Annotated in this window: 1 protein-coding gene; it reads right to left on the minus strand. The window is 48.1% G+C overall.

Going from position 1 to position 231, the window contains the following annotated elements:
* The coding region (locus tag AC1M83_RS14270; protein ID WP_481590957.1) for a phage late control D family protein at positions 1 to 231 on the minus strand (231 nt) is incomplete at both ends.

Below are 231 nucleotides of genomic sequence, written 5' to 3' on the forward strand. Positions count from 1 at the left end.
GTTAATGCCTTCACTGCGTAGTAAGCGAGTCAGAAAGTCGTAGTCGCTTTCGTTGCTTTGCATGATGAAGGGTCGGATGTCGTATTGTTGTTGTAGTCCACTGTGGTCTAGGCTGAGGCTCGAGGCAAAGAGTGGGCTTTTGTTTTGCCATTCTTCAAAGAGGATTTCGACCACTTCGACCACGGATTTGTTCATAAATACGCGGCTGTTGCGGCGTTTGTGCCAAAGTGA

Source organism: Acinetobacter sp. 25-47-130 (assembly GCF_056779705.1).